The organism is Streptomyces sp. AM8-1-1, assembly GCF_032229325.1.
Taxonomy (GTDB): Bacteria; Actinomycetota; Actinomycetes; order Streptomycetales; family Streptomycetaceae; genus Streptomyces; species Streptomyces achmelvichensis.
Genome location: NZ_CP135086.1, coordinates 6,745,708 through 6,764,989, shown reverse-complemented (window position 1 = coordinate 6,764,989; position 19,282 = coordinate 6,745,708). Strand labels below are relative to the sequence as shown.

General features: G+C 71.4%; 20 protein-coding genes. 8 read left to right on the top strand and 12 right to left on the bottom strand.

All coding sequences use genetic code 11. The features are described from left to right. Nucleotides 1–33 precede the first annotated feature (33 nt). The 4 genes from RPQ07_RS30190 to RPQ07_RS30175 all read left to right on the top strand — a co-directional run bounded on the left by RPQ07_RS30190 (nt 34) and on the right by RPQ07_RS30175 (nt 2,818). Entirely contained in the window at nt 34–606 is a 573-nt protein-coding gene (locus RPQ07_RS30190; RefSeq protein WP_313947376.1) for a CGNR zinc finger domain-containing protein, read from the top strand. 80 nt (nt 607–686) lie between these two features. After that, nucleotides 687–1,040 (top strand): YciI family protein, encoded by a 354-nt coding sequence (locus RPQ07_RS30185; protein ID WP_313947375.1) that lies wholly within the window; start codon nt 687–689, stop codon nt 1,038–1,040. A gap of 37 nt (nt 1,041–1,077) precedes the next feature. Beyond that, nucleotides 1,078–2,313: an RNA polymerase sigma factor gene (locus RPQ07_RS30180; protein WP_313947374.1), complete on the top strand. Its 1,236-nt coding sequence runs from the start codon at nt 1,078–1,080 to the stop codon at nt 2,311–2,313. A gap of 97 nt (nt 2,314–2,410) precedes the next feature. Beyond that, nucleotides 2,411–2,818, top strand: a complete 408-nt coding sequence (locus tag RPQ07_RS30175; protein WP_313947373.1) for a PPOX class F420-dependent oxidoreductase — start codon at nt 2,411–2,413, stop codon at nt 2,816–2,818. Nucleotides 2,819–3,141: 323 nt separating this feature from the next. Here the strand turns inward: RPQ07_RS30175 and RPQ07_RS30170 are convergent, their stop codons facing one another. After that, nucleotides 3,142–3,717, bottom strand: coding sequence for a histidine phosphatase family protein (locus RPQ07_RS30170; RefSeq protein WP_313947372.1), 576 nt, complete (start codon nt 3,715–3,717; stop codon nt 3,142–3,144). A gap of 94 nt (nt 3,718–3,811) precedes the next feature. Then, nucleotides 3,812–5,245 (bottom strand): PLP-dependent aminotransferase family protein, encoded by a 1,434-nt coding sequence (locus RPQ07_RS30165; RefSeq protein ID WP_313947371.1) that lies wholly within the window; start codon nt 5,243–5,245, stop codon nt 3,812–3,814. Between RPQ07_RS30165 and RPQ07_RS30160 the strand changes: the two genes are divergently transcribed. Further along, nucleotides 5,244–6,140: a DMT family transporter gene (locus tag RPQ07_RS30160; protein ID WP_313947370.1), complete on the top strand. Its 897-nt coding sequence runs from the start codon at nt 5,244–5,246 to the stop codon at nt 6,138–6,140. The genes RPQ07_RS30165 and RPQ07_RS30160 overlap by 2 nt on opposite strands. Nucleotides 6,141–6,223: 83 nt before the next feature. Further along, nucleotides 6,224–6,415 carry a DUF1918 domain-containing protein gene (locus RPQ07_RS30155; protein ID WP_313947369.1) on the top strand — a complete coding sequence of 64 codons (192 nt, stop codon included), beginning with the start codon at nt 6,224–6,226 and terminating at the stop codon, nt 6,413–6,415. Nucleotides 6,416–6,454: 39 nt separating this feature from the next. Here the strand turns inward: RPQ07_RS30155 and RPQ07_RS30150 are convergent, their stop codons facing one another. Beyond that, on the bottom strand, nt 6,455–7,702 hold the full coding sequence (locus RPQ07_RS30150) for a glycoside hydrolase family 10 protein (RefSeq protein ID WP_313947368.1): 1,248 nt from the start codon (nt 7,700–7,702) through the stop codon (nt 6,455–6,457). A 171-nt stretch (nt 7,703–7,873) separates the two neighbouring features. Here RPQ07_RS30150 and RPQ07_RS30145 point away from each other — a divergent pair, with 171 nt between their 5' ends. Together RPQ07_RS30145 and RPQ07_RS30140 are read left to right on the top strand one after the other, a co-directional pair. Further along, nucleotides 7,874–8,734, top strand: a complete 861-nt coding sequence (locus RPQ07_RS30145) for a 3-hydroxybutyryl-CoA dehydrogenase (RefSeq protein WP_313947367.1) — start codon at nt 7,874–7,876, stop codon at nt 8,732–8,734. 139 nt (nt 8,735–8,873) lie between these two features. Further along, nucleotides 8,874–9,131, top strand: coding sequence for a hypothetical protein (locus RPQ07_RS30140; RefSeq protein ID WP_313947366.1), 258 nt, complete (start codon nt 8,874–8,876; stop codon nt 9,129–9,131). A gap of 113 nt (nt 9,132–9,244) precedes the next feature. Here RPQ07_RS30140 and RPQ07_RS30135 read toward each other — a convergent pair whose 3' ends face one another. The 9 genes from RPQ07_RS30135 to infC all read right to left on the bottom strand — a co-directional run bounded on the left by RPQ07_RS30135 (nt 9,245) and on the right by infC (nt 19,038). After that, nucleotides 9,245–9,775, bottom strand: a complete 531-nt coding sequence (locus RPQ07_RS30135) for an NUDIX hydrolase (RefSeq protein ID WP_313947365.1) — start codon at nt 9,773–9,775, stop codon at nt 9,245–9,247. Between the two features lie 51 nt (nt 9,776–9,826). Then, complete coding sequence (locus tag RPQ07_RS30130; RefSeq protein ID WP_313947364.1) at nt 9,827–11,167, bottom strand: transcriptional regulator; 1,341 nt, start codon at nt 11,165–11,167, stop codon at nt 9,827–9,829. Between the two features lie 449 nt (nt 11,168–11,616). After that, nucleotides 11,617–14,145: a phenylalanine--tRNA ligase subunit beta gene (gene pheT, locus RPQ07_RS30125; RefSeq protein ID WP_313947363.1), complete on the bottom strand. Its 2,529-nt coding sequence runs from the start codon at nt 14,143–14,145 to the stop codon at nt 11,617–11,619. Next, complete coding sequence (gene pheS, locus RPQ07_RS30120) at nt 14,145–15,272, bottom strand: phenylalanine--tRNA ligase subunit alpha (protein WP_313947362.1); 1,128 nt, start codon at nt 15,270–15,272, stop codon at nt 14,145–14,147. Before pheS ends, pheT begins: the two co-directional genes overlap by 1 nt. Nucleotides 15,273–15,386: 114 nt before the next feature. Next, nucleotides 15,387–16,508 (bottom strand): ATP-binding protein, encoded by a 1,122-nt coding sequence (locus RPQ07_RS30115; RefSeq protein WP_313947361.1) that lies wholly within the window; start codon nt 16,506–16,508, stop codon nt 15,387–15,389. A gap of 100 nt (nt 16,509–16,608) precedes the next feature. Next, complete coding sequence (locus tag RPQ07_RS30110; RefSeq protein WP_313947360.1) at nt 16,609–17,448, bottom strand: RNA methyltransferase; 840 nt, start codon at nt 17,446–17,448, stop codon at nt 16,609–16,611. A gap of 110 nt (nt 17,449–17,558) precedes the next feature. Next, nucleotides 17,559–17,945 carry a 50S ribosomal protein L20 gene (rplT, locus tag RPQ07_RS30105; protein ID WP_114037952.1) on the bottom strand — a complete coding sequence of 129 codons (387 nt, stop codon included), beginning with the start codon at nt 17,943–17,945 and terminating at the stop codon, nt 17,559–17,561. Nucleotides 17,946–18,057: 112 nt separating this feature from the next. Next, on the bottom strand, nt 18,058–18,252 hold the full coding sequence (rpmI, locus tag RPQ07_RS30100; RefSeq protein WP_313947359.1) for a 50S ribosomal protein L35: 195 nt from the start codon (nt 18,250–18,252) through the stop codon (nt 18,058–18,060). 117 nt (nt 18,253–18,369) lie between these two features. Further along, on the bottom strand, nt 18,370–19,038 hold the full coding sequence (infC, locus tag RPQ07_RS30095) for a translation initiation factor IF-3 (RefSeq protein WP_313947358.1): 669 nt from the start codon (nt 19,036–19,038) through the stop codon (nt 18,370–18,372). Nucleotides 19,039–19,282: the final 244 nt, after the last annotated feature.

Below are 19,282 nucleotides of genomic sequence, written 5' to 3'. Positions count from 1 at the left end.
TCAATCCTGCGCCAGGTGCGTTACATTCGAAGGGTGGAGCCTACGAACAGTGACTGGTCGGCCCGGCATTCGGTGCAGGCCGTCGCCCAGCGGACCGCCGCCCTCGTCAACGCCTTGTCGCACGAGGGGGTTTCACCGCAGTCCGTGTCCGCGGTGCTGCGCGCACACGGCGAGGGCGACGCGGTGGAGCTCTCCGGGAGCGATGTCGAGGAGATGCGGGCGGCCGCGCTTCAGGTGCGGGAGGTCTTCGCCGCCGACGGGACCGACGAGGCGGCGGCCCGCCTCAACCGTCTGCTGTCCCTGAGCACCGGAGCGCTGCGCCTCACCTCGCACGGCGGCCGCTCCCCCTGGCATCCGCATCTGGACCGCGACGACGACGGCCCCTGGGGCGAGTGGCTGCTGGCGTCGTCCTGTCTCGCCCTGACCGTCCTGGTCTGGGACCGGCAGCGTCCGCCCGGCGGTGTGTGCGCCTCTCCCGCCTGCGGCAATGTCTTCCTCACACAGGGAAGCGGGCCGGCCCGCCGCTACTGCTCGCGTCGGTGCGCGACCCGCGAACGGGTGGCCGCCCACCGTCGGGCGAAAAGGATTCCGGAACCGGCGCGGTGAGATGTCGAAACGGCGGAAGGCCGTTCGTGTAGAGGGTGAGAGGCGGGCGGCCGGCCCGCCGCACACCGAGGAGAGACACCATGAAGCAGTACCTGCTCAGCATCTACCAGCCCGACGGTGAGCCGCCCGGCCCCGAGATCCTGGAACCGATCATGCGGGATCTCGAGGCCGTCAACGCGGAGATCAGGGAAGCCGGGGCGTGGGTCTTCTCCGGCGGTCTGTACCCGCCGAGCACCGCCACGGTGGTGCGGCTGAAGGACGACGACCTGCTCATGACGGACGGACCGTACATCGAGGGCAAGGAGCACATCGGCGGGTTCACGGTCATCCAGGCCCCCGACCTCGACGCCGCCCTGGAGTGGGGCCGCAAGCTCGCCCGGGCGATCACGCTTCCCATCGAGGTCCGTCCCCTCCAGCACGGAAGCTGTGCCTAGTGCCTCGACCGGCCGACGCCCGCCGGGAGCGGCACTTGTGACCTCCGGCGGGCCCGAGGTGACCGGGGCGGTGATCGAGCGCCACTTCCGCGAGGAGTACGGGCGCGCGGTCGCCGTCCTGGCCCGGGTCTTCGGCGACATCGACATCGCCGAGGAGGCGGTCCAGGACGCGTTCACCACCGCGGTGCAGCGCTGGCCGGCAGCGGGGCTGCCGCCGAGTCCGGCCGGCTGGATCATCACGACGGCCCGCAACCGCGCGATCGACCGGCTCCGCCGGGAGTCCCGGCGTGAGGACCGGCACGCGCAGGCGGCTCTGCTGCACGCCCATGACGTACCGGCCGAGGAGGGTCCCGTGCGTGACGACCGGCTGCGCCTGATCTTCACCTGCTGCCACCCGGCGCTCGCACCGGCGTCCCGGGTCGCGCTGACGCTGCGGCTCCTGGGCGGACTGACCACGGCCGAGATCGCCTCGGCGTTCCTCGTCACCGAACCGGCCATGGCGCAGCGCCTGGTGCGCGCCAAGGGCAAGATCCGGGACGCGGGCATTCCCTACCGTGTGCCGCGTGACGCCGACCTGCCGGACCGGCTGCGGGCCGTCCTGGCGGTCGTGTACCTCGTCTTCAACGAGGGATACACGGCCACGTCGGGCGAGCAATTGGTCCGCGAGGACCTGTGCGTCGAGGCGATCCGGCTGGGCCGGCTGCTGGAACAGCTGATGCCGGACGAGCCGGAGGTCAAGGGACTGCTCGCGCTGATGCTGCTCATCGAGTCCCGCCGCCCGGCCCGGACTTCCCCGGCCGGGGATCTCGTGCGGCTGGCCGACCAGGACCGCGGGAGCTGGGACCGCGCCTTGATCGACGAGGGCCAGGCGCTCGTACGCCAGTGCCTTCGGCGTGACCGGCCGGGGCCGTACCAGATCCAGGCCGCGATCCAGGCGGTGCACAGCGACGCCGCCGTCCCGGCCGCCACCGACTGGCGGCAGATCGTGCTGCTGTACGACCAGTTGCTGGCCCTGGCCCCCAACCCGGTGGTCGCGCTCAACCGCGCGGTCGCGGTGGCCGAGGTCGAGGGGCCGGAGACGGCGCTGGCCCTCGTCGACGCCGTGGACCTGGACGGCCACCGGCTCCACCACGCGATCCGCGCCGATCTGCTGCGCCGGCTGGGCCGCGACGTCGAGGCCCGCGCGGCGTACGAGAAGGCCATCGCGCGTACGGAGAACGCGAAGGAACGCGCGCTGCTGGAACGCAATCTCCGGGCGGTGTCGGGCGGTTGAGGTCCTGAGCACGGCTGGGCGTGTGCGTCAGGTTCGCTGGCCGGGTCTTCGCGGCCGGGTCTTCGCCGCCGCGCCCGTGATCAGTAGGCTCCCGATCATGTCCGCTTCCCTGAGCCCAAGCGCCCACGCGATACTCGACGCCCCCAACCCCGCGGTGCTCGCCACCGTCCAGCCCGACGGCAGCCCGCAGACCTCGGTCGTCTGGGTCGCCCGGGACGGCGACGACCTGGTCATCTCCTCCCAGGCCGGCCGCGTGAAGGACCGGAACATCGCGGCCGATCCACGGGTCAGCCTGACCGTCTACGACCGCGAGGACCCGCTGCGGTACCTGGAAGTGCGCGGGACCGCCACGATCACCGAGGACACCGAGCGCAGGCTGGCCGCCCGCCTGGCGGAGGAGTACGAGGGGAAGGGCGCCGGCGAGGAGTACCTGGAGCTGCCGCCGGAGGTCGTACGCATCGTCATCCGGATCACGCCGCGACGTGTGGTCGGCACGGCCGCCTAGAACGACCGGGGCCGGGCGACTGGGGGCTGGCGCCTTGGCCTGCGCGGCCTGGACCTGGGCGACTTGGACCTGGCTGCGCGGCTCGGGTCCGAGCGGCTGCCCTGTGCGGCCCGGGCCTGCGGGCTGGGTCCTGGGCACCCTGTCCTGCGCGGCCTGTCCGGCGCGGCCCGGGGCCGGGCGACTTGAGGCTGAGGGCTGGGCACCCCGTCCTGCGCGGCCTGTCCTGCGCGCCCCGGCTCCGGGTGACTTGAGGCTGAGGGCTGGGCACCTCGTCTGCGCGGCTTGTTCCGCGCTTCCGCAAGTCGCCGATCCGCGCCCCGGGCTCAGGCCGCCGTCTGGAGGCGCAGGCTCCAGCGGCCCGCGGTGCCCGCCAGGGTGACCGTCGACAGCGAGCGCACCTCCACGTTCCAGTACGACGTCGGCGGCGCCTGGAGGGCGTAGACCAGGGCCGCCCGGACCACCGACGGTTCGGCGACGGCGACGATCGTGCCGCCGTCCTCGGCCGGCCGGGTGTCCAGCCAGCCCCCTATCCGCGAGATGAAGGCGAGCAGTGACTCCCCGCCGTGCGGTGCGGAGCGCGGATCGCCGAGCCACGCGTCCACGGCGCCCGGATCCACGGCGGTCACCTCCGCGAGGGTGTATCCGCGCCAGCGGCCCATGTCGCAGTCGCGCAGGGCCGGCTGCGCCATGGGCGCGAAGCCGAGCGCCTGCGCCGTCGCACGGCTGCGGACCGTCGGCGAGCAGTACCGCAGCTCGGAAGCGTTGAGCTGCACCAGGGCATGCGCGGCGAGCTGCACCTCGTGCCAGCCGGCTTGGTCGAGCGGCCGGTCGTCGTCGAAGCGCTCGGCGAGCAGGGCGGAGCTGCGGGCGGCAGCCACCAGCGTGATCCGAACACTCATGGCGAGATGGTGAGCGGGAAAGCCGCGCAGGTCAAGAGGGGAAATGGACAGCCGCCCGCCGACCCCAAGCCTTTGCCCACAGCATGAAGAAAGGTCAGGTCAGCTCGTCGCAGGCGGTGCGCAGCCGGCGTACTCCCTCGGCGATCTCCGACGTTCCGGCCACCCCCGCGAAGCTCAACCGGAGGTACCCGGCGGGGGGTTCGGCACAGAAGTAGGGGCGGCCGGGGGCGAGTGCGACACCCGCGCGGAGGGCCGCGGAGAGCAGCGCGGACTCGTCCGCGCCGTCCGGCAGCCGCAGCCAGAGGTGGTAGCCGCCGGCGGGGATGTGCGGCAGGGACAATTCGGGCAGTCCGGCCCGCAGGGCCACCGCCATCGCCTCGCGGCGTGCCGTCAACTCGGTGGACACCGTGCGCAGATGACGACTCCAGGCCGGCGCTCCGACCAGTTCGAGGGCCGCCTCCTGGAGCGGGCGGGGCACGAAGAAGGTGTCGACGACGTGAATGGCCCGCAGGCGTTCCGACACGGGCCCGCGTGCCGCCAGCATGCCCACGCGCAGACTGGCCGAGGTCACCTTGGTCAGTGAGCTGACGTGGACGACGACACCGTCGTGGTCGTCGGCGGCGAGCGGGCTCGGCAGCGGACCGGCGTCGTCGTGGGCCATGCGGCGGGCGAAGTCGTCCTCGACGACGAAGGCTCCGGCCTCGCGCGCGATGCGCAGGACCTCGGGGCGGCGCTCGGCGGACAGCACGGCACCGGTCGGGTTCTGGAAGAGCGGCTGGCAGATGAAGAGCCGGGCGCCGGTGGCCCGGAACGCGGCGGCGAGCAGGTCCGGTCGCACGCCCTGCGCGTCCACGGGCACGGGAACCGGCCGCAGCCCGGCCGCGCGCGCGATGGCCAGCATGCCCGGATAGGTGGGCGATTCGACGAGGACGGGTGCTCCGGGCGGCGCGAGCGCCCGCAGGGCGGTGGTCAGCGCGGACTGTCCGCCCGCGGTGATCAGGACGTCCGCGGCCCCGATGCTGCCGCCGAGACCGCGGGCGAACCATTCGCGCAGCTCGGGCAGCCCGTCGGCGGGCGGCCGGCTCCAGGCGCCCGGGCGGCGTCCCGCGCGGGCCAGCGCGTCGGCCATCGCCCGCTCCGGCTGAAGCGACGGATGCAGATAGCCCCCGTTGAACTCGACGACACCCGGCGGCGGTGCGGCGAGGGTGGCGAGGACCCCTGAGGCGTCGACGGTGCGGGGCACGAGCTCGGTCGCGGCGTCGGCGCTGAGGGCGACCTCCTGCCAGGACGTGTCCCCGGGGGCGGGCGCGTGCGTGCGGGGCTCCGTCCGGAATGCCCCCGCGCCGGGGCGGGTGACGACCAGCCCTTCGGCCGCGAGCTGCGCGAGGGCGCGGGAGACGGTGACCGGGGAGACCCGAAAGCGCTCGACGAGCGCCCGGCTCGATGGCAGCTTCCCACCCGGCGAGTAGCGGTCGAGCTCTCGCTTCAGCACATTCGCCAGGTCAGCAACACTGCTACGCTCTTGCATGACAGCACAGGATAGCGCTACTCGCACAATGCCGATAGCGGTCGGTAACGGAACCCTCCTCGCCGCGCTGGGCGTCGTCGCCTTCTCCCTCACCTTTCCGTCCACGGCCTGGGGCCTCGAGTCGTTCGGCCCCTGGTCGCTGGTCGGGGTGCGCAGCGTGCTCGCCGCACTGATCGCGGGAGCCTTTCTGCTGGCGCTGCGCGTACCGCTTCCCGAGCGCCGCCACTGGGGCCCGCTGGCCGTCGTCGCCGGGGGTGTGGTCGTGGGCTTCCCGCTGCTGACCACACTGGCCCTGCAGACGTCCACCACGTCCCATGCGGCCGTCGTGGTGGGTCTGCTGCCGCTCACCACCGCCGCCTTCGCCGCGGTCCGCACCGGGCGCCGCCCCTCCCGCACCTTCTGGCTGGCCGCTCTGGCCGGGGCGGCCGTGGTGATCGCGTTCACCGTCCAGCAGAGCGGCGGAGCGCTGCACACCGGCGATCTGTATCTGTTCGGCGCCCTGCTGGTCTGCGCCGCCGGATACACGGAGGGCGGCAGGCTCGCCCGGCAGATGCCCGGCTGGCAGGTGATCGGCTGGGCCCTGGTGTTCTGTCTGCCCCTGGCGCTGGCGGGCTCGGCCGTCGCGCTCGCCCACGAGCCGGTGCGGATGACGGCCCACGGGGTGATCGGTCTCCTGTGGGTCGCCGCCGGTTCGACCTTCTTCGGCCTGTACGTCTGGTACCGGGGCATGGCGTCGATCGGCATCGCCAAGGCGAGCCAGATCCAGCTGGCGCAGCCGCTGCTCACCCTCGTCTGGTCGGTGGGCCTGCTGGGTGAGGAGATCTCCCCCGCCGCACCGGTGGCCGCGGTCGCCGTCCTCGTCTGCATCGCCGTGACCCAGCGGGCCCGCAGCTGAGACGGGCCGGCAGCTGAGGGTGCAACTCCGGGACCCGGCCGTAAACTCGAACCAGAGACCACCCCTGCGAGGAGGTCACCACGATGCATGCCAACGTAGGCGACAAACTGCTCGTGCACGGCAGGACCGTGGGACAGCACGACCGGACCGCCGAAGTCGTCGAGGTGCTGGGACAGAAGGGCACGCCGCCCTACCGCGTCCGCTACGACGACGGTCACGAGGCGCTCATGTCCCCCGGCCCCGACACCGTCGTCAAGCCGGACGAGCACGCCTGACGGGGCCGCCGCCCGAAAGCACGCCTGAGCCGCCGCCGCTCAGCGCGGCGGCAGCACCCTGGTCGGATAGTGGTCGGCCACGACCCTGGCCATCGCCCCGATCCGATCCGTCATGACTTCCTTGGCCGAGAAGAAGCAGTGGCCGCGGACCCCGTTGTACGTCTTCGCCAGCGTGAGGTGGCGCGAGAGCTCGGCGGGGTCCTGCCACGGCGCGGGCTGAGCCGGGTCGCCCGCCTTGTAGAGGGCCTCCCCGATCACGAGATCGACACCGGTGCCCCGGACGACGTCGTTCCACCAGGGCAGCAGCTTCGCGTAGTCGGCGGCGGCGAACCCGATGTTCCAGTAGACCTGCGGGGAGATGTAGTCGATCCAGCCCTCCTTCACCCAGCGGCGGGTGTCGGCGTGGAGGTCGTCGTAAGTCTGCACTCCGGCGCGGGTGTCCGAACCCAGCGGGTCGGTGGCGCCGTTGCGCCACACCGCGAAGGGGCTGATGCCGAAACCGACGCCCGGCCGTGTCTCCTTGATCCGTGCTGACATCTCCCTGACGAGCCGGTCGATGTTGTCGCGCCGCCAGGCGGCCTTGTCCGGGAAGCCCGCGCCGTACCGGGCGTAGGTCGCGTCGTCGTCGAAGACCTGGTCGACGACCGGATACGGATAGAAGTAGTCGTCGAAGTGGACGGCGTCGACGGCGTAGCGCTTCACGGCGTCGGTCATCGCGTCCTGGACGAAGGCGCGGACCTCGGGGATGCCGGGGTTGTAGTACAGCTTCCCGCCGTAGGGCAGGACCCAGTCCGGGTGGACGCGGGCCGGGTGGCCGGCGACCAGCCGGGACGGGTCGGTGTGAACCGCGACACGGTAGGGGTTGAACCAGGCGTGCAGTTCGAGTCCGCGGGCGTGGGCCTCGCGCACGGCGGTGCCGAGCGGGTCCCAGCCGGGGTCCTTGCCCTGGACGCCGGTGAGGTAGACCGACCAGGGCTCGTACGGCGACGGCCACAAGGCGTCCGCGCTCGGCCGGACCTGGAAGACGACGGTGTTCAGCCTGCGGGCGACCGCGGTGTCGAGATGGGCGAGAAGTTCGTCACGCTGCCGGCTCGCCGTGAGACCCGGACGTGAGGGCCAGTCACGGTTGGTGACGGTCGCCAGCCACGTGCCGCGGAACTCCGGCTCGGCGAGGGGCCGCGGGCGCCTCGGCCGCGGAGGAAAGGCTGCCGCGTCGCCCGCCGTCGCCATCGCGGCAAGCACGCTCACGGCCGTCGTCACGAAACCTCTTCTACCAATACGCCCCATTTGTCGCCTTCGGTGTCATCGTCGCCGGTGGTCGTTTCCGCACAGCATGCCCGCCCCTGACGGTCACGCACCTCCGCATCCGGAGTAACGTCGGGGCGTCGAGGCGGGCACCGGAACCATGCGGACGCTCCGCCGCACTGATTCAGCGAAAGGCACGAGGTGACGGACTCAATGGCCGACATTGCACGCGTCGGAGTGGTGGGCTGTGGCCAGATGGGCGCAGGCATCGCGGAGGTGTGCGCCCGCAGTGGGCTCGAGGTGAAGGTCGCCGAGACCACGGGCGAGGCCCTGGAGATCGGTCGTACCCGGCTGTACAACTCGCTGTCGAAAGCCGCCGAACGCGGCAAGATCAGCGAGGAGGAGCGGGATGCCACGCTGGAGCGTCTGAGCTTCACCACCGACCTCGGGGAGTTCGCCGACCGCGACCTCGTCATCGAGGCCGTCGTGGAGAACGAGCAGGTCAAGACCGAGATCTTCCAGATCCTCGACCAGGTCGTGACCCGCCAGGACGCCATCCTCGCCTCCAACACCTCCTCGATTCCGCTGGTCAAGCTGGCCGTCGCCACCTCGCGGCCCGACCAGGTCATCGGCATCCACTTCTTCAACCCGGCTCCGGTCCAGAAGCTGGTCGAGCTGATCCCCGCGCTCACCACCTCCGAGGAGACGATCAAGCGCTCCGAGGCCGTGGTCCAGCAGGTGCTCGACAAGCACGCCATCCGTGCCCAGGACCGCTCGGGCTTCGTGGTGAACGCGCTGCTCATCCCCTACCTGCTCTCCGCCATCCGGATGTTCGAGTCGGGCATCGCCAGCCGCGAGGACATCGACAACGGCATGGAGCTGGGCTGCGCCCACCCGATGGGCCCGTTGAAGCTCTCCGACCTGATCGGCCTGGACACCGTCGCGTCCGTCGCCGACTCGATGTACGCGGAGTTCAAGGAGCCCCTGTACGCGGCGCCGCCGCTGTTGCAGCGGATGGTGGACGCGGGGCGCCTCGGCCGTAAGACGGGCTCCGGCTTCTACCCGTACTCCTGATTCACACGGAGTGTGAGGGGCGTGCTCGCATATGCCGTGCGCACACGCTCCCGCCCTGTGACCATGGAGAGTTGACTCGGTTCCGCTCAGCCAAGGGTTCGCTGTACACGCCGTACACCTTCTGCAGAGGAGCCGATCCGTGACCACCGACCCAGATCACTTAGTGGTCGTCGAGGAGTTCGCCGAACTGCGCCGCAGCCTCGATGTCGGCCTCGCCCGGATCGACGGGCATCTTGCGCTGCTCGCGCAGCGCAACGACCAGATCGACCGGGAGCTGACCGATCTGGCCGCGCGCGTCGGGGCGTTGGAACATGCCAGGTGGCCGTTGCCGGCCGTGGCCGCACTGACGGCGCTCGGGGCGCTGGCGGTGGCGGTCTGGCAGGCGCTGGCCCGCTAGCCACGCCGGGAACGGGGGGTCGGCAGCCGTCGGCTCCCCGAGCCCGTCGAGGCCGTAGGCGCCGTCCGGGGCCCGTCGTGGCGAGTGCGGCTCCGGCTCCGGCTCCGGGAACGTCAGCCCAGCCGCAGATGGTGGAGCATCAGCAGCCCGGCCGCCATGTTGGCGGCCGGGACCTCACCGCGCGCCACCATGTCGGGCACGAGCTTCAGCGGGACCCACTCGCGCCGCGAGGATTCGAAGTCGTCCGCGGGGTGACCGGTGTACGTCGCGTCCTCGGCCCAGTAGAGATGGTGCCGGGCGTCGGTGAGGCCGTTCGACGGCTCCACGGTCATGAGGTGCTGGAGAGGGCCGGGACGCCACCCGGTCTCCTCCTCCATCTCGCGGGCCGCCGCGGTCTCGATGTCCTCGCCGTCCTCGACGACCCCCGCGGCGAGCTCCCAGCCCCAGGTGTCGGTGATGAACCGGTGCCGCCAGAGCATCAGCACCTCGTTGGCCGCGTTGACCGCCGTCGCCACGGCGACGGGCCTCAGCCGTATCAGGAAGTGATCGAGATGCCGGCCGTCGGGGAGAACGACGTCGGCCAGGTTGACCCTGAACCAACGGTTCTCATACACAGTTTGTTCGCTTAAGTTCGTCCACTGCATCTTTCTGCCACCTTCCGACAAGTAGATGGCAATATCGCAGCAGGAGCTCGGTCAGAGGGGAACGCGCAGCGCCCCGTCGATGAGTTCGGCGGCCTCGTCGGCGTTGGCGCATCCGCTCAGCACGAGATGCTCCCGCACCACGCGCAACCGGTCCCGCAGCCGCTGCGACTCCATGCCCCGAGCCCGCTCCGCCATCTCCACCGCGGTACGGGCCGCGCGGTCGACCTCGCCCTGGCGGAGCTCGATCTGACAGAGCATGGCGAGCCGGTGCACCCGGCCGCGGTCGTGCGCGGGCGTGTCGACGGCGGCCGTGGCGTGCTCACGGGCCGCCTGGAGGTCACCGAGGCTGAGCAGGGCCTCGGCCACCTGGACGTTGACCAGTCCGGGCTGCACATAGCCGGTCTCGTCGGGCTCGTGCCCCGGATGAATGCGCCCGGCCTCCAGCTCGGCGCGCCGTATGCAGCGAAGAGCGCTGCTTCCGTCTCCGAGGTGCGCATACGCCTTGGCCTGCATCGCGTACAGATCGGCTGCCAGGGCGGGGGTGATCCGGTCACCGGCGGACCGCAGTGCCGCCTCCGCGAAGGCCACCGCCTGCCGGTGCTCGGCCATGAACAGCGACTGGTTGACCAGCAGCGCTATCACGTACGCGCCAAGTCCCCTGTCCCCACTGGCCTTTGCCAGGCGCAGGGCCTGGTGGAAGTAGCGCTGCGCGAGACCGTGGGCGTCCGAGTCGTAGGCACAGATTCCGGCGACCGCCACCAGACCGCCCGTCGCTCGGTGCAACTGGCGGCCGAGGGCGTCGCTGTAGCCGCCGCGCAGCAGCGGCGCGGTCTCGGCGTTGAGGAATCCGACGATGCGGGCGCGGGTCGCGATGCCGCCCGCCCTGCGGTACATCAGCTCGTAGTGCGCGCGGGCGGCGCGCAGCATCGTGATGTCGGCCATGCTCACGCGCGTCTGCCCGGAGCGGGACACGTCCGCGTCCTCGGGAGGGTTCTCCCACTCCCACACCGGCATCACGGCGGGTGTGCCGGTGACCGCCGGGGCCTCGATGATGTGACGTCGCTGCTGCTCGTCGCAGCGCCACAGCGCGGTGGCCCGCTCCACGAAGCCGGACAGCGGCGAGCCGGGGGGCATGACCGAGTCCCCGTTGACGCCGAGACCGATGTCGCCGAGCGTGATGGCGCGGTGCAGCCGGCCGGCGAGCACCTCACAGATCAGGTCGGGAACCTGGCCGCGCGGGCGCTGTCCCTTCAACCACCGTGCCACGGCCGTGTGTTCGTACCGGAGCGAGAGACCCCGGGCGCGGCCGGCCTGGTTCACATGTGCGGCAAGGCCGGCGTGGGAGATGCCCGCCTCGTCGAGCAGGGCGTCGAGCAGGGTGTTGGGCTGCATGAGGCCCCTCCGTTGGCTCGGTGCGCCCAGCCTAGTAGAGGACGATTCGCACGGGGTGTGAACGGAGTGCCCCGATCTGTGCCACGCGCGCTCTGCCGCCGTACGGTTCGCGCCGGTTGACTGAAATGCCTCTCATGGAGGCGGCCGGACCGCCGGCTCCCCCTCGTACAGTGCGGCGGTCCTCGTTCGCGTCGTCTGCCCTGCTGATCTGCCCGACACTCCGCGGCAGGGCGGGCGGCGCCGGCCGCACGGCAATCCCTTGGTTGCCTTTCGCTGCACTGGTTGCAGAAGGCGAGCGATTGGAGGATTCCGGCCCGGGTACGGCGCCTGCACGGCGTACCCATGACAACACCGGCGAGGCAGGTTCCCCAGCCTCGCCGGTGTTGGCGTTCTCTCACGGTTTCCCGCGGTTGTCGTGCCGGCGTCCGGGGCGGGCCCCGGTACGCGCGTCAGGCTCCGCGCAGGACCGCTCCCGTACGCTCCGACGCGAGAGCCACCGCCGCGTCGCGCGCGGCCGAGGCCTCCTCGACCGTCAGCGTCCGGTCGGGCGCACGGAACTTCAGCGCGTACGCCAGCGACTTCTTGCCCTCACCGATCTGCTCGCCGGTGAAGACGTCGAACAGCCGGATGGACTCCAGCAGTTCGCCCGCGCCGTCGGTCAGCGCCTTCTCCACGTCGGCGGCCGGGACCTGCCCGTCCACGACCAGGGCGACGTCCTGGGTCGCGACCGGGAAGGTGGCGATCCGCGGAGCCGGTACCGTGCCCGCGGACGCCTGCTCGACCAGGTCCAGGTCGAGCTCCATGGCGCAGGTGCGGGCGGGCAGTCCGAGTGCCTTGAGGACACGCGGGTGCAGCTCGCCGGCGTGGCCCGCGATGCGCTCCTCGCCGTCCACCACCACGACCAGCTCGGCGCAGCGGCCCGGGTGCCACGGGCCGTACTGCCCCTGGCGCACGGTCAGTTCGGTCCTTGCCTCGGCGGCGATGGACCGGGCGGCCTCGACCGCGTCCGCCCACTCGGCCGGACGGCCCTTGCCCCACCAGCCGGCCTGCTCGCGGGCGCCCGCGAGGACGACCGCCGCGTGCCGCGGCTGTGCGGGCAGCACGGCGTCCAGCTCGGCGATCTCCTCGTCGGTGGGCCTGCGGTCCACCGGCAGCCGCAGCGCGACACCGGGCGTCCGACCGGCCTGGAAGACCAGTCCGGTCTCGAAGAGCGCGAGGTCGTGGCTGCCGCGCCCGTCGTTGCGGCGCAGCGCGCCGAGCAGCCCGGGCAGCAGCGTCGAGCGCAGCGCGGGCTCCTCGTCGGAGAGCGGGTTGACGAGCTTGACCAGGCGCCGCTTCGGGTCGTCCGCCGCGAGACCGAGCTGGTCGAGGACCTGCTCCCCGATGAACGGGTAGTTCAGCGCCTCGACATAGCCGGCGCCGGCCAGCGCACGGCCGAGTCGGCGGTGCAGCCGCTGGCGCTCGGTGAGCCCGCGTCCCGGCGGCGGCTTGGGCAGCGTCGAGGGCAGGTTCTCGTAGCCCTCCAGCCGGATGACCTCTTCGGCGAGGTCGTTGGGCGCGGCGAGGTCGGGCCGCCACGAGGGGACGGTGACGACGAGCTCGTCCTGGCCGTAGACGTCGCAGCCGACCTCCTGGAGGCGCCGGACGACGGTCTCGCGGCCGTAGTCGACGCCCGCCACCTGGTCGGGGTGGTCGGCGCGCATGGTGACCGTACGCGGGGCGGACGGCGCGACGACGTGCGTGACGCCGGCCTCCGCGGTCCCGCCGGCGAGCAGCACCAGCAGGTCGACGGTGCGCTGCGCGGCGGCCGCGCCGGCCTCCGGGTCGACCCCGCGCTCGAAGCGCCGGGACGCCTCGGACGCCAGCTTGTGCCTGCGGGCGGTACGGGCGATGGAGATCGCGTCGAAGTGCGCGGCCTCGATGACGACCTCGGTCGTGCCCTTGACCTCGCCCGTCTCCGGGTGGGTCTCCGCGTCCGCGATCTCGGTGTTGGCTCCGCCCATCACGCCGGCGAGGCCGATGGGTCCGCGGCTGTCCGTGATGACGAGGTCGCCCGCGTCGAGGACGCGCTTCACCCCGTCGAGGGTGGTGAGCTTCTCGCCGGCCTCGGCCCGGCGCACGCCGATCGGCCCGTCGAGACGGGTGCGGTCGTACGCGTGCAGCGGCTGGCCGAGCTCCAGCATCACGTAGTTGGTGATGTCGACGGCGAGCGAGATCGGGCGCATGCCCGCCTTCTGGAGGCGGCGCTGGAGCCAGATCGGCGACCGGGCCTCGGGGTCGAGCCCGACGACGGTGCGCGCCGTGAAGCGGTCGCAGCCGACGGGGTCGGAGACGTTGACCGGGTAGCCGTAGGCGTTCGGCCCGGGGACGTCCAGGAGGGCCGGGTCGCGCAGCGGCAGGCCGTACGCGGTGGCGGTCTCACGGGCGACGCCGCGCAGGGACAGGGCGTAGCCGCGGTCGGGCGTGACGGCGATGTCGAGGACCTCGTCGAACAGCTCGAGCAGCTCGGTGGCGTCGATGCCGGCCTCGTACTCGGGCGGCAGCACGATGATGCCCTTGGTGCCGTCGTCGCCCATGTCCAGCTCGCTGCTGGAGCAGATCATGCCGCGGGACATCCGGCCGTACGTCTTGCGCTCGGCGATCTGGAAGTCGCCGGGCAGGACGGCGCCGGGCAGGGCCACGACGACCTTGTCGCCGACGGCGAAGTTCCGGGCGCCGCAGATGATCTCCTGCGGCTCGCCCGTGCCATTCGCCTGGCCGACGTCGACCGTGCAGTGGCGGATCGGCTTCTTGAACTCGGTCAGTTCCTCGATGGTCAGGACGCGGCCGACCACCAGCGGGCCCTTGAGCCCGGCGCCCAGCTGCTCGACGGTCTCGACCTCGAGGCCGGCGGCGACAAGCCTGGTCTGTACGTCACGGCCGGTCTCCGTCGCCGGCAGGTCGACGTACTCCCGCAGCCATGAAAGCGGGACCCGCATCAGATCTCCATCCCGAACGGCCGGGTGAACCGGACGTCACCCTCGACCATGTCTCGCATGTCTTCGACGTTGTGGCGGAACATCAGCATTCGTTCGATGCCGAACCCGAAGGCGAATCCGCTGTACTTCTCCGGGTCCACGCCGCAGGCGACGAGCACCTTCGGGTTGACCATTCCGCAGCCGCCGAGCTCGATCCAGCCCTCGCTGGAGCAGGTGCGGCAGGGCCGGTCGGGGTTGCCGACGGACTCGCCCCGGCACACGTAGCAGAGCATGTCCATCTCGGCGGACGGCTCGGTGAAGGGGAAGTAGTTCGGGCGCAGCCGGGTCTTCATGCCGGCGCCGAAGAGCGCCTGGACCATGTGGTCCAGGGTGCCCTTGAGGTCGGCCATGGTCAGACCCTCGTCGACGGCCAGCAGCTCGATCTGGTGGAAGACGGGGGTGTGGGTGGCGTCCAGCTCGTCGGTGCGGAACACACGGCCGGGGCAGACCACGTAGACCGGCGGCTCCCGGTCGAGCAGGGAGCGGGCCTGGACCGGGGAGGTGTGCGTACGCAGCACGACGCCGGACTCGTCGCCTTCGGTGCCCGCGGGCCCCTGGACGAAGAAGGTGTCCTGCATCTGCCGCGCCGGGTGGTCCGGCGTGAAGTTCAGGGCGTCGAAGTTGAACCACTCCGCCTCGGCCTCCGGGCCCTCCGCGACCTCGTACCCCATGGAGACGAAGACGTCCGCGACGCGCTCCATGAGCGTGGTGAGCGGGTGGCGGGCGCCGGCCGGGATCCGGTCGTACGGCAGCGTGACGTCCACCGCCTCCTCGACCAGCACGCGGGTGTCGCGCTCGGCCTCCAGCTCGCCCTGACGGGCGGCGAGCGCCTTGTTCACGACGCCGCGTGCCTGGCCGACACGCTTGCCCGCCTCGGCCTTCGCCTGCGGGGGCAGCGCGCCGATCTCACGGTTGGCGAGCGCGAGCGGCGAGGTGCCGCCGGTGTGCGCGACCTTCGCGTGGGCGAGCGCGTCGAGGTCGCCGGCGGCCGCGAAGGCGGCGAGCGCCTCGTCCCGCATGCGCTCGATCTCTTCCGGTTTCAGTGCCTCGACCTCGACAGGGTCGTACGACTTGTTCGGTGCCGACATCTCTTCCCGTGCTTCCGATTGGCTGATGGCGCGGCCTTGCTCGACGAATGAGGACGCAAAGGTGCCAAAAGCCGAGTCTAAAGGTCGCTTGGACGCTGCGAAGCCCGTGGGCGCCTACGCCAGATAGGCAGGGGCGCCGACGGGCAGAATAAATCGGAACTCGGCGCCGCCGCCGGGACCGCGGCCCACCGTGATCGTGCCGCCGTGCGCCTCGACGATGCCCTTGACGATGTAGAGGCCCAGTCCCGTCCCACCGCGCTTGCTCCCCCGCCAGAAGCGGGTGAAGACACGGCCCATCGACTCCTCGGGGATGCCGGGGCCTTCGTCGCTCACGGTGACGGCCGTTCCCTTCTCGTCGTCCTTCGCCGATGCCGGCGCCACCTCGATGGTGACGGTTCCGGCGCCGTGGCGCACCGCGTTTTCGAGCAGGTTGCCGAGCACCTGGTCGATCTTGTCGGGGTCCGCCCACAGATCGGGAAGATCATGGCGGATGCGCAGCAGGAAGCGGTCGGCGCGCTGGCCGCTGGCTATGTGGGCCTGGACGTGCCGGCCGACGGCCGCGGACATGTCGACGGGCTGGCGGCGCACCTCGAGGCGTCCCGAGTCGATACGGGAGATGTCGAGCAGTTCGGCGATGAGACGGGTGACCCGGTTGGCGTCGGCGTCGACGGTCTCCAGCATCAGCCGCTTCTGGTCGTCGGTGAAGCGTTCCCACTTGGCCAGCAGCGTCGCCGTGAAGCCCTTGACGGAGGTGAGCGGGGAGCGCAGTTCGTGGGCGACGGTGGCGATCAGCTCGGCGTGGCTGCGTTCGGTGCGGCGGCGGGCCTCGGTGCCGCGCAGGCTGACGACGAGCCGGCGTATCGGCCCGGTGGGGCGCTCGCGGACGTACCGGGCGGAGACCAGTACCTCACGGCCGCCCGGCAGCAGGAGGTTGCGCTCGGGCTGGCCGACCCGGGTGGCGAGTCCGCCGTACGGATCGGTCAGGGTCCACCAGCGGCGGCCCTTGAGGTCCTCCAGCGGGAGAGCCTGCTCCAGGGGGTGCCCGAGGGCGTCGCGCCGGGCCACGGCGGTGATCCTGACGGCGGCGTCGTTGAAGCAGATCACCCGGCCCGTCTCGTCGGCCACGACCAGTCCGTCGGCGAGATCGTCGGGGTCGATGCCGAACCACCCGGGTCCGTCGGAAGGACCCCGCAGAGCCCCGTGCGTCTCCGCGGGCCCGCTCGTCCCGACAGCCATATCCCCGTACCCCACCTCTCCGCCGGCGCAGTGGGTCCCCGAGCCCGTCACCCTACTAGCTGAAGGTGACGGAGCGGACCCCCTGAGCGAGTACCGCCGGTCAGCGGGTACTGCCCGCGCGCTGGGCACGCGCCGAGGCATAGAGACATACGGCCGCGGCGGTCGCCAGGTTCAGGCTCTCGGCCTTTCCGTGGATGGGCACCCGGACGACCGCGTCGGCGAGCGCGCGGGTCTCCTCGGGCAGCCCCCAGGCCTCGTTGCCGAAGATCCAGGCGGTGGGTCCGCCCATGGTGCCGGCGTCGAGTTCGTGGTCCAGGTCGTCCTCGCCGGCGCCGTCGGCCGCGAGGACCCGTACGCCCGCGTCCCTGAGTCCCTGGACGGCCCGCTCGACCGGAACGCCGGTCGCCACGGGCAGATGGAAGTGGGATCCGACGGACGCGCGGACGGCCTTGGGGTTGTAGAGGTCGACGGAGGCGTCGGTGAGGACGACGGCGTCGGCACCGGCGGCGTCCGCGCAGCGCAGGACGGTGCCGGCGTTCCCGGGGTCGCGCACATGGGCGAGGACCGCGACCAGGCGGGGCCGCGCGGCGAGGACGGCCTCGAACGGCGAGTCCAGGAAGCGGCAGACACCGACGAGCCCCTGCGGGGTGACGGTGGTCGAGATGTCGGCGATCACCGACTCGTCGGCGAGGTGCACCCGGGCTCCGGCGTCGCGTGCCGCGCCGATGATCTCGGCGTACCGCTCGGCCGCGTCGAGGGTGGTGAACAGCTCGACGAGGGTGGGCTCCCCGTCCGTGCGGTGCGCGGCCGCCTCGCGTACGGCCTGCGGTCCCTCGGCGAGGAACAGCCGCTCCTTGCCGCGGAAGTTCCGCTTCGCCAGCCGCCGGGCGGCGGCGACGCGCGTCGAACGCGGGGAGATCAACTCGGGGGCGGCTGCCATTAACTCACCTTCGGGTGCGCGGGAGGGCGGTACGGACGGCGGGCCGGACGCACACGGACCCGCAGGCCACAGGGCCTGCGGGTCCGGTCACATCCGGTACGACGCGCCGGTCAGGCGGCAGCCTTCGGGGCGTTGACGTCGCTCGGGAGCGCCTTCTGGGCGACCTCGACGAGCGCGGCGAACGCGTTGGCGTCGTTGACCGCGAGCTCGGCCAGGATCTTGCGGTCCACCTCGATGTTGGCGGCCTTCAGACCCTGGATGAGGCGGTTGTACGTCATGCCGTTCTGGCGGGCAGCGGCGTTGATGCGCTGGATCCACAGCTGACGGAAGTCGCCCTTGCGCTTCTTGCGGTCGTTGTAGTTGTAGACCAGGGAGTGGGTGACCTGCTCCTTGGCCTTGCGGTACAGGCGCGAACGCTGACCGCGGTAGCCGGAGGCCGCCTCGAGGATCGCCCGGCGCTTCTTGTGGGCGTTGACTGCCCGCTTGACGCGTGCCACTTGTTAACTCCTTGTAGCGGGGCTGGGATTCACAGTTCGACTCATCCAGCCCGGAAACGAATTAGGTCCCGGTCTCGGCGTCCCGTCCCCGGTCACCCGGGGACGGAGGACGTCACTTGCCGAGAAGCTTCTTGATCTTCTTGGCGTCGGCCGGAGCCATCTCCGCGTTGCCGGAGAGGCGACGCGTCAGCGTGGACGGCTTGTGCTCGAGCAGGTGGCGCTTGCCGGCGCGCTCACGGAGCACCTTGCCGGAGCCGGTGATCTTGAAGCGCTTCTTGGCACCGCTGTGCGTCTTGTTCTTCGGCATCGCGCCGTTCTCTCCTCATCAGTGGCGCTCCCCCGGTGCGGACACCGGCGTGCGGGAGCGTCAGTCGTGGTTGCTGGTCCGAGCGAACCCGGGGCGCCTGGGTGGCGCCCCTGCGGGTCACGCCTCGGAAGGCGTCTCGGTGGGGCTCTCGGCCTCGGCCTCGGCCTCGGCAGGTGCGTCGGCCGGAGCCTTGGCGCTGCCGGCCTTGCGTGCGGCCTGGGCCTCACGCGCCTCGGCCATGGCCTCGGTCTTCTTCTTGTGCGGGCCGAGAACCATGATCATGTTCCGGCCGTCCTGCTTCGGGTTCGACTCGATGAATCCGAGGTCCTCGACATCGGAAGCGAGACGCTGGAGCAGGCGGAAACCAAGCTCGGGTCGGGACTGCTCACGACCACGGAACATGATCGTGATCTTGACCTTGTCCCCCTGCTTGAGGAACCGGACGACGTGACCCTTCTTGGTGTCGTAGTCGTGCGGGTCGATCTTCGGCCGGAGCTTCATCTCCTTGATGACCGTGTGCGCCTGGTTCTTGCGCGCCTCACGGGCCTTCATGGCCGACTCGTACTTGAACTTCCCGTAGTCCATGAGCTTGCACACGGGCGGACGGGCGGTCGCCGCGACCTCGACCAGGTCGAGGTCGTACTCCTGCGCAAGTTCAAGGGCCTTGGCAAGCGGAACAATCCCGACCTGCTCGCCGCTGGGACCGACAAGTCGCACTTCGGGAACGCGAATCCGGTCGTTGATGCGGGGCTCGGCGCTGATGGATCCTCCTCGGTAGCACCACACGACTGTCTGGCAGACAGCCGCGTAACGTCTGTTTTCAGTGAGACCAACCGCACCGGAACACGAAAAATGCCCCGGACGGGACACAGGCGGGAGCTCCTCGAATACCGGAACACCGCCGCGTCGACCGCGGGGCGTACATCGGGCGACTCCATCGTCCGTACGGAACGATGGGCGCCGCCTGACCGGTGACCCGCCGTCCCGAGGGACAGCCAGGTGGGAGATCGGAGCCTCCACTTGTGGGCCG

Coding starts and splice junctions, on each gene's coding strand:
- RPQ07_RS30185 (WP_313947375.1), top strand. CDS start 687: ATGAAGCAGTACCTGCTCAGCATCTACCAGCCCGACGGTGAGCCGCCC.
- RPQ07_RS30175 (WP_313947373.1), top strand. CDS start 2,411: ATGTCCGCTTCCCTGAGCCCAAGCGCCCACGCGATACTCGACGCCCCC.
- RPQ07_RS30170 (WP_313947372.1), bottom strand. CDS start 3,717: ATGAGTGTTCGGATCACGCTGGTGGCTGCCGCCCGCAGCTCCGCCCTG.
- RPQ07_RS30160 (WP_313947370.1), top strand. CDS start 5,244: ATGACAGCACAGGATAGCGCTACTCGCACAATGCCGATAGCGGTCGGT.
- RPQ07_RS30165 (WP_313947371.1), bottom strand. CDS start 5,245: ATGCAAGAGCGTAGCAGTGTTGCTGACCTGGCGAATGTGCTGAAGCGA.
- RPQ07_RS30155 (WP_313947369.1), top strand. CDS start 6,224: ATGCATGCCAACGTAGGCGACAAACTGCTCGTGCACGGCAGGACCGTG.
- RPQ07_RS30150 (WP_313947368.1), bottom strand. CDS start 7,702: ATGGGGCGTATTGGTAGAAGAGGTTTCGTGACGACGGCCGTGAGCGTG.
- RPQ07_RS30145 (WP_313947367.1), top strand. CDS start 7,874: ATGGCCGACATTGCACGCGTCGGAGTGGTGGGCTGTGGCCAGATGGGC.
- RPQ07_RS30135 (WP_313947365.1), bottom strand. CDS start 9,775: ATGCAGTGGACGAACTTAAGCGAACAAACTGTGTATGAGAACCGTTGG.
- RPQ07_RS30130 (WP_313947364.1), bottom strand. CDS start 11,167: ATGCAGCCCAACACCCTGCTCGACGCCCTGCTCGACGAGGCGGGCATC.
- pheT (WP_313947363.1), bottom strand. CDS start 14,145: ATGCGGGTCCCGCTTTCATGGCTGCGGGAGTACGTCGACCTGCCGGCG.
- pheS (WP_313947362.1), bottom strand. CDS start 15,272: ATGTCGGCACCGAACAAGTCGTACGACCCTGTCGAGGTCGAGGCACTG.
- RPQ07_RS30115 (WP_313947361.1), bottom strand. CDS start 16,508: ATGGCTGTCGGGACGAGCGGGCCCGCGGAGACGCACGGGGCTCTGCGG.
- RPQ07_RS30110 (WP_313947360.1), bottom strand. CDS start 17,448: ATGGCAGCCGCCCCCGAGTTGATCTCCCCGCGTTCGACGCGCGTCGCC.
- rpmI (WP_313947359.1), bottom strand. CDS start 18,252: ATGCCGAAGAACAAGACGCACAGCGGTGCCAAGAAGCGCTTCAAGATC.